The organism is Ignavibacteria bacterium (assembly GCA_025612375.1).
In the GTDB taxonomy this organism is placed as follows: Bacteria; Bacteroidota; Ignavibacteria; order Ignavibacteriales; family SURF-24; genus JAAXKN01.
The window spans coordinates 1-7,568 of the sequence record JAAXKN010000073.1; the positions used below are offsets into that span (position 1 = coordinate 1).

General features: G+C 43.8%; 8 protein-coding genes. All 8 read right to left on the bottom strand.

Features of this window, described 5'->3' with window-relative positions:
- Positions 1–521 (bottom strand): hypothetical protein (locus HF312_20800; protein ID MCU7522662.1); only part of this gene is annotated, 521 nt, incomplete at its 3' end.
- Positions 518–1,048: a hypothetical protein gene (locus tag HF312_20805; GenBank protein ID MCU7522663.1), complete on the bottom strand. Its 531-nt coding sequence runs from the start codon at positions 1,046–1,048 to the stop codon at positions 518–520. The genes HF312_20805 and HF312_20800, both read right to left, overlap by 4 nt.
- A gap of 8 nt (positions 1,049–1,056) precedes the next feature.
- Positions 1,057–2,547: a hypothetical protein gene (locus HF312_20810; GenBank protein MCU7522664.1), complete on the bottom strand. Its 1,491-nt coding sequence runs from the start codon at positions 2,545–2,547 to the stop codon at positions 1,057–1,059.
- A gap of 21 nt (positions 2,548–2,568) precedes the next feature.
- The gene (locus HF312_20815) at positions 2,569–4,548 is read right to left on the bottom strand and encodes a hypothetical protein (GenBank protein MCU7522665.1); all 1,980 of its coding nucleotides are present in this window, start codon (positions 4,546–4,548) and stop codon (positions 2,569–2,571) included.
- Positions 4,532–5,971: a type II/IV secretion system protein gene (locus tag HF312_20820; GenBank protein MCU7522666.1), complete on the bottom strand. Its 1,440-nt coding sequence runs from the start codon at positions 5,969–5,971 to the stop codon at positions 4,532–4,534. The genes HF312_20815 and HF312_20820 overlap by 17 nt, the downstream gene beginning before the upstream one ends.
- A gap of 4 nt (positions 5,972–5,975) precedes the next feature.
- The gene (locus HF312_20825) at positions 5,976–6,737 is read right to left on the bottom strand and encodes a prepilin peptidase (GenBank protein MCU7522667.1); all 762 of its coding nucleotides are present in this window, start codon (positions 6,735–6,737) and stop codon (positions 5,976–5,978) included.
- Positions 6,737–7,354, bottom strand: a complete 618-nt coding sequence (locus tag HF312_20830; GenBank protein MCU7522668.1) for a hypothetical protein — start codon at positions 7,352–7,354, stop codon at positions 6,737–6,739. The genes HF312_20825 and HF312_20830 overlap by 1 nt, the downstream gene beginning before the upstream one ends.
- Positions 7,347–7,568 (bottom strand): general secretion pathway protein GspG (locus HF312_20835; protein MCU7522669.1); only part of this gene is annotated, 222 nt, incomplete at its 5' end. The genes HF312_20835 and HF312_20830, both read right to left, overlap by 8 nt.

A 7,568-nucleotide genomic window follows, 5' to 3' on the forward strand; every position in this document is an offset into this window, starting at 1 on the left:
TGCAGCATAATTTGCTTTGTCAATCCATCTTCCGAAAGGGTTACTTTATCCATCAGCACTGATTCTATGGTAATGTCTTTATAAGTATCCCCTTCCCGCAGGAAAAGGGTTTTTTCTCCGGTCACGTCCTCAAATACCACAAGCTTATTGCCCTTGTTAATAATTACTCCGCTTACTTTATAGTTAAGACGGGGTTTTACAGGGATAAGTTTTTCTTCACGGAGTGAAGATTTCTTTACAGGTATATTGTCCTCTTTGGGCCTTGATCCTTCCATTCGGAACGGGTCGCGGTCAAGACTTTTATACTGCATGGCTGTACTATAGCTTTCCACACTGCTTTTGTTTACCGAAGAAGCTTTCAGGCCTTCTTCACTAAAAGAGGTCAGTACTTCACCTGCTTCCTCACTGCCACTGCGTGACTTGTAATACTTAATCACATTATAGAGTATTGCCCCCCACACCGCAAGGGTAACAATAAGGAGGAATATTACAGTTTTATTATTCTTAGCTTTTATTTTCATAGGTTCATGTACACTTCAAGTTCGGTTTTAATCGTAAGGCTGTCGCTAAGAGCGTCTTTTGGCTTTAGGGTTAAGCTTTTAATCAGGATTACCTTTCTTGCCGTTTCCAGGAAACTTGCCCAGTTATAGGCATTTTCGTACCTTGCCCTCAGGTCTACTTCCAGAGGCTGAACTATAAGATTGTCCTTCCTGTAGCTTTTACCCGGCACAATTGATGAAATACAGCTATGGCTTATATGAGAAAGTGAGTCCAGGAGCGATACAACAGATGACATATTCCCTCCCGGAGCGTAGCCCGGGGCCATAGACCTCAGCTCATCTTTCAAAGAAATGTTCTCCAACCTCAGCTCCTTAAACCGCATTTCACTTTCTTTTTCCTTCTCCAGCCTGCTTTTTTCTTCCATAAGCTCCATTGCCATTGAAGTAAGGCTGGAGGACCTGGGAAGAATGTCGAAAAGCATTATAAAGAAGAAAAGCAGAGCTGATAGAACTATCAGACTCTTCCATTTTTTATTTTTTATCGGCATATTCTTTCCTATTCAGCCTTATACTTTATGCTTATGTTAAACCGCATTAGCCCGTCCATCTGTGGAGCTTCACTGTATGCCCTTTCCTTCTCCCCCGAGAAAAGGAGCACGGGATCCTTAAAACCCTGAAGCGTTTCAAGGCGTCCCATAACACGCGCCACCTCTTCCTGAGTTCTTGCGGCACCTGAAATGTCACAGTCAATAAAGTCCCCCTGCTTTCCTTTAAGAGTAAGACCTGTAAGGCAGCTTTTTTCCGATGTTATGCCTGAGAGATAAAACATGAGATTAGTATAGGTCACCCTTTCTGTCTTAAGACTTTTAAGCGTTTTGAGATTTAAGGCAAGAGAGGCATTTTCTTTTGTAAGCTTTTCCACTTCTATAAGCCTGGTAGAGGCACCCGAAAGGTCATCCCCCATGTTCTGAAGCTTATCCGACATGTAACCTTCAAGCATATAGAAAGACAAAAGGAAAAATATCAGTATGCCCCCAAAGGCAAGAATAAGCCTCATTGCGGCAAGCTTTTCAACGGGTTCCCTTTCTTTTTCTTTCTGTTCCTCGTCCAGGAAGTTAATACCGGAATCCATGCCGTTAAAAATTGTGTTTAATGCCAGTCCCGAGCTTAAGAATTGAGGATCAAGCCCGTGTAAACTGTTATTTATTTCTGCAGGACTAAATACCTGCCTTGCTATATGTTCCGCCTCACTGAAAACATCCTTTTCAGAACTAAGCAAAAGATGAAGCTCATTTAGGGGATTCTGTCCTGAGGTCTGCCTAAGAGCCTCACGGATATTGTTTAAGGCGCCTTCAAATCCGGATGAGTTAAGCTTCCCCTTTTCTATTGCTTCAATGTATTCAACTCCGGAAGAAAAACTGTCTGTTTCAGACGTAAATGAATAAACAATTTCAGACTGAAGGATTTCCAGATAAAGCAGGTTTTTGTCCCTGGTAAACCCGTTAAAAGGAAGAAGAAGCCTGAACGGGAAGACTCCTAAAATCTTTAATCCTTCAAGCTTAAGAATGGATAAAACCTTATCCATGTAGTCACGCCTCAGGACTGAGGTGAGATAATAGGCGTAGTTGTCATCTTTCCTAAGGAAGCCGTATGAAAGCATGAACTCGTCTTTAGGACGCCCTTCCGGCAGAAATTTACCCGAGTTCTCCAGGAACCACAGCTCCTCGTCATCATTGTCAAGGGGGATTGCAGCCATGCTGTGCCTGAAGCCGTTTACCCCAGCTACAAGGGCAGGATCTTTTAAGCCGTATTTACTTATTATCTCTTTTATTTTCTTTTGAATACCTGAAGGCTCTGCATCAGCATAACACAAATCAGAATAAACTGACTGGAAACTCTTCAGGTCCCCTTTTTTAAGCCTGAAAGGCCCTTCCTTTCTTTTTACAAGGAGCACCTTATAGTGATCCTGAAACATTTCAAGCACAATAATGCTCTTTATGCCTGAAAGCCTCATTATGCTTATATCTTTTATAAACGATAGCTTCACTTCTATAAGTCCAGATTAAAACTATTTTGAATATTCATAGTACGAGTTCCCGAAGTCATCGCCGTATGAGATCCTTGGCGTTAGATAAATGATAAGCTCCCCTTTGCTTTTCTTTTTATCCACGTTTGTAAAGAACTTCCCTATAAATGGTATGTCGCCAAGAAGAGGCACTTTGTCTTCAGTATTTGTTTCGCTTTCCTGAATAAGGCCTCCCAGAATGATAGTCTCCCCGTCCTTAAGCCTTAAGGTTGAGAACATGGAACGGGTGTTTATGGCAGGTATAAGCTTCTTATCCGGCACAAAAGGACCAATGGGCGTCTGGAACTCGGGCTTAATTTCAAGGGTGAGTTCACTATTCGGTCCAACCCAGGGGGTGATCTCGAAGGAAATATTGGCCTCAATTTTTTCTATCCTCTCACGCTCGATAAACGTGGAATTTACCTGGCTTGTAATAGGCATGATCTCGTTAAACACGTAGTTCTGCACCGTGCCAATTTTAAGCGATGCCGTGTGGCCGTTAAGAGAAGAAAGAAGAGGCTTACTCTTAACGTTTGCAATACCGTGCTGCTCCATGAGCTTTAGGTTCATATAGAAGTCATCGGGGAGTTTCCCAAGCTTTGCCACATCCAGATCCTTGCCGAAAAGGTTTATGGTGCCGATACTGTTTAAGAGCTTGTTTACCTTGCTTCCGCTTAGGGTAACGTCAACTCCGGGGTAGTACTTGCTGGGTCTTGAACTTGCAAGAGAATCCCCCCGCCCGGCAGTAATTCCGTACTGAAGCATATTGTCCAGGTTATAGTCCACAACAAGAGCCTCAATTAAGACCTGAGGCACCGGACGGTCAATTGCCTGAAGGTAGTCTTCAAGGTTGGCTACGGCCTCATTCGTCCCGGAGGCGATAATAGCATTATGCTCCAGTGAAACTCCGACACTTATTCCCTGGGTAAACGCCTGCGGAAGTGTTTCCTTAATCTTATCTGCCCTTAGATATTTAAGCCTCAGGAGCTTTGTGTTATCAAGGTTCTTAGAAGTCTTAGGGCCTATTACATAGGCGCCGTTTTCCTCACGGAATGAAAATTCGGTTCCCTTAAAAAGGTATCCCAGAGCTACATCAAGAGGGACCTCTGTGCACCTTACAGTTACGCTGGCCGTGGGTATTGCAAGCTTTACCACCTGAAGCCCCATCTGTCTTGCTATGTCTGTTAAGACCTGATCCAGGTTTGCCTGCATGACGTCAAGCGTAACCCTGTTATTCCTTGCGTTTACCCAGTAGCCCGCGCTTTTAGAGGGAGCATTGCTGCCTTCAAGGCTTGAGAAGTAACCGGAGCGCGCGATGTAGAAAATTGAATCTGAGGCTGTAAGAAAAAACCCGTTATTCTGCAGAATGTTCTTGAGCCCCGTTTCAAGCTCCACATTTTTAAGTTCACCCGACAGCCTGCCCGAGGTGCCCTGGTTTAGGAGGAAGTTTTTACCCGTTGCACTCCTCAGCTTTTCAACGAGTTTATTTATATCCGCATTCATTAGTTTCAAAGAGAGTTTACCCTTATTAAACTGGACTTCCGGCTCAGCCTCGGGAACGGGAGGGGGCAGTTTCACCTTCATAGGCTTTACATAGAACCTCAGGCTGTCGTAGCTGAAGTCGTAGCCGTTATCGCGCGCAATCATCTCAATTGCATTTAATACGCTTACGTTAAAAAGAGCAGCCGAGGCCCTTCCGTTTATGGAATTATCTACAACAATGTTTGTATGGTACTCGAAGGCGATGGATCTTAAGATATCCCTCAGATCGGTATCCTTGAAGTTAAGCGCCGGAATCACCTCCCGGCTGTTGGGAGGATAAATCTTCTTTGGATTTATTTCACCTGAAGGGACACCTTTTTGATCAGCTGTTCCGGAATAACTTCCCCCGGGATTTAAGCCGCTGTAGCCTGATTCCTGGGGATAAATATTCAGATAAGAAAATATGGTTATAAGTATGAAAATTCTACAGCATTGTCTCACGCAAAACTTCCTCATAAGTTGTAAGTCCCGATTTAATTTTCTCCAGTCCAGAATCCCTGAGCGTAATAAAACCTTTTTCCAGGGCCTTCTGCCTTATTTCCTTCTCCCTCATGTTAAGAGAGATCATTTCAGCAATATCTTCGTCTATTTCAAGAATCTCATAGATGGCGGACCTCCCTTTGTAGCCTGTAAAGCTGCACTTTTCGCAGCCGTTTTTTTCATAAACAGTTTCAGTTTTCAGTATATCGTGAAGAGACTTCTTCTGGCTTTCTTTTCTGCAGCAGCAGAGTGTACGTACAAGTCTCTGCGCTATAATGAGCTTTATTGAAGAGGAGACCAAAAAAGGCTCAATTCCCATGTCAATAAGCCTTGTTATTGCTGAAACCGAGTCATTGGTGTGAAGCGTGCTTAAGACAAGGTGCCCCGTTAAAGAAGCCCTTACGGCAATCTCGGCTGTCTCTTTGTCTCTTATCTCTCCAACCATTATTATGTCCGGATCCTGCCTGAGGAAAGTTCTTAATGCGCTGGCAAAGTCGTATCCGATGTCAGGCCTCATGCTGCTCTGGTTTATGCCTTCCAGGTTATATTCAATTGGGTCCTCTGCCGTAAGAATATTTTTCTCGACCGAGTGGATTTCCTTTAAGGATGCATAGAGCGTCGTGGTCTTTCCGCTTCCTGTTGGCCCCGTAACGAGTATCATGCCGTAAGGAAGCCTGAGGTTCCTGCTTAAAACTGAGTGCTGGCTTTCATTAAGTCCCAGTTTCCTCAGGTCCAGCTGAACCTGTGACTTGTCCAGGATCCTTAGAACTACTTTTTCTCCAAAGTTTGTAGGCAGTGTTGAAAGCCTTATATCTATAGTCTTATCCTGGTAGGGAAAACGGATCCTGCCGTCCTGAGGCCTTCTTTTTTCAGATATGTCGAGGTTAGCCATGATCTTAAGCCTGCTTATAACGGCCTGGCTTCTTTCCTTCGGGAGGTTGAACATCTCCCTCAAGTGGCCGTCAATCCTGTAGCGCACGCGGAAGAGGTTCTCGTAAACCTCCAGGTGAATGTCTGAACTACCGCTTTTAACCGCGCCCTGAATAACCTGGTTTACAAACTCAACGTTCGAGCCTTCAAGGGATGCCACGTCCATTGAAGGATCTGATTTTTGTTCAGAGGCTCCCCTTCTTTCTTCCGCAGCTGAAGCAGGATAGACCTCCTTAAGCTTTGCAAGAATTATCTCCTGCGGCACTTCATGGGGAATAATCCTGTATCCGGTATAGAAGGCAATTTCATTTATCACCTTCTGATTCCTAGCGCCTGAAAGCCCAACATGGAATTCACCTTTTTCCACTTTAAGGGGAAGGACATTTTCCTCATAGGCCTTCTTTGCAGGCAGGAGCGTGAGGGCTTCAGGCATTATTTCAGGTATATTATGCATCCGGTTAAAACCTTAAAGAAAAAGCCAATTTGAAAATGTAAAAACTAAAAAGCTCCGTAAAAGAATATCCAATTGCCATAAAGAAACCGAAAGGAACCAGGGTTTTTAATTTAAGCTCGTTATTAAACTGCCTAATTGTATAATAGCCCGGTATTGCGATAAGAGCCGAGATCCAGAGTGCCAGAAGCGACACGGGGAAATCCATAAAAAGCGTCATCACCATTATAAGCTTTATATCTCCCGGGCCTATCAGGTTTTTACCTTTAAGCATGCTGCCCAGATAATTCACCAGCATAAAAAGTGAACCCAGTGAAACGGCTGAGATAATATTTATCCAATAGACTTCACCATATAGCACCACTTTTACAACTGCAAGCATGAGGATTATAATTACAAACATGTTCGGTATTATAAGTTTCTTTAAGTCTACCATACCTATAATAAAAAGCGTCATAAAGAATGCGTAGTGAAGAGCCATATTAACAGTAAGGCCGTAGGTATAGTAAGTGATAATGCCAATAAAAAGAGACAATATCTCAACTATAACATACCTGTTGGGAATAGCTTTACGGCAGTTAATACATTTTCCCTTCTGCATCATAAAACTTAGAACAGGTATGAGCTCTTTTGCTTTAAGCTCACGCTCCCCGCACATGCAAAGCGACCTTTTTACGTCAAAAGGAGACGATCCCCAAAAGAACGAAATTACATTGTTAGAAAAGCTTCCAAGCGCAAGCGAAAGTAATATAATGAACGCCTGGGTCACTAGTTACTGCCTGCATTTGTGGAATCTGCTTTTTCTTCTTCTGAACCGGATTTCATCTTTTCCATAATATCCCCAACCATCTCATCTATTTTCACTGCCGCGTCTCCTTCGTACTTTGACGAGTAACTTCCAAGTGCCACAACGTTCCCGTTCAGGACCGATACCAGGCGGAATGAGATTGTTAAATTTTTATTGCAGTCTTCACTCAGATAATCCTCTCCCGTCAGGTTCTTTACCCTGCCTAAAAGGAGGTAGCCCGCCTTAAGCCTCAGGCCCAGTTTCTGGATGTCGTCCAATGACAAGCTCTCCGGGGAATTTATGCCGAGGTATCTCATGCTTTCATTTACACGGGAACGGTCAATTGTATTAAGCCCCAGTTTAAGGAACATTGCATCCGTAAACTTTTCAGCCGCAAGCCTTCCTAGGTCGACTGTTGGCGAAGTGCTTTCTTTCTGGAAATTCAGTACAGCAATTGGGGAGGATTTATCAAAGGTTTCCTTAACCACTATTTCGGGCTCATCGCCTTTAAGAAACGCCAGGCTCCGGCACCCGGGACTAAGGGTAAAGGCAATCAGTGAGAACACAATAACAGGCAGTATATTTTTATGCTTAATCACCCACAACCTCCTTTATCATTCCGTTTTCAGTAACCTCCCACTGGTTAAATGTGCCGTCATTGTCAAAGTCGACTGTTGAGGTCGCAATGGCACGGAAGGAATTTTCATTGGCACTCTTGATCTCAATTACGTATCGCGCAGGCCCGCCTTCCGAGATAAGCTTTTCCTGCTCGTAGCCTATTTCGGTCAGGTTCATGGAATACTTATCGTATTC

What these genes read in the sequence shown, in the direction of transcription:
- HF312_20805 (MCU7522663.1), bottom strand. Translation starts at nt 1,048, where the DNA reads ATGCCGATAAAAAATAAAAAATGGAAGAGTCTGATAGTTCTATCAGCT.
- HF312_20820 (MCU7522666.1), bottom strand. Translation starts at nt 5,971, where the DNA reads ATGCATAATATACCTGAAATAATGCCTGAAGCCCTCACGCTCCTGCCT.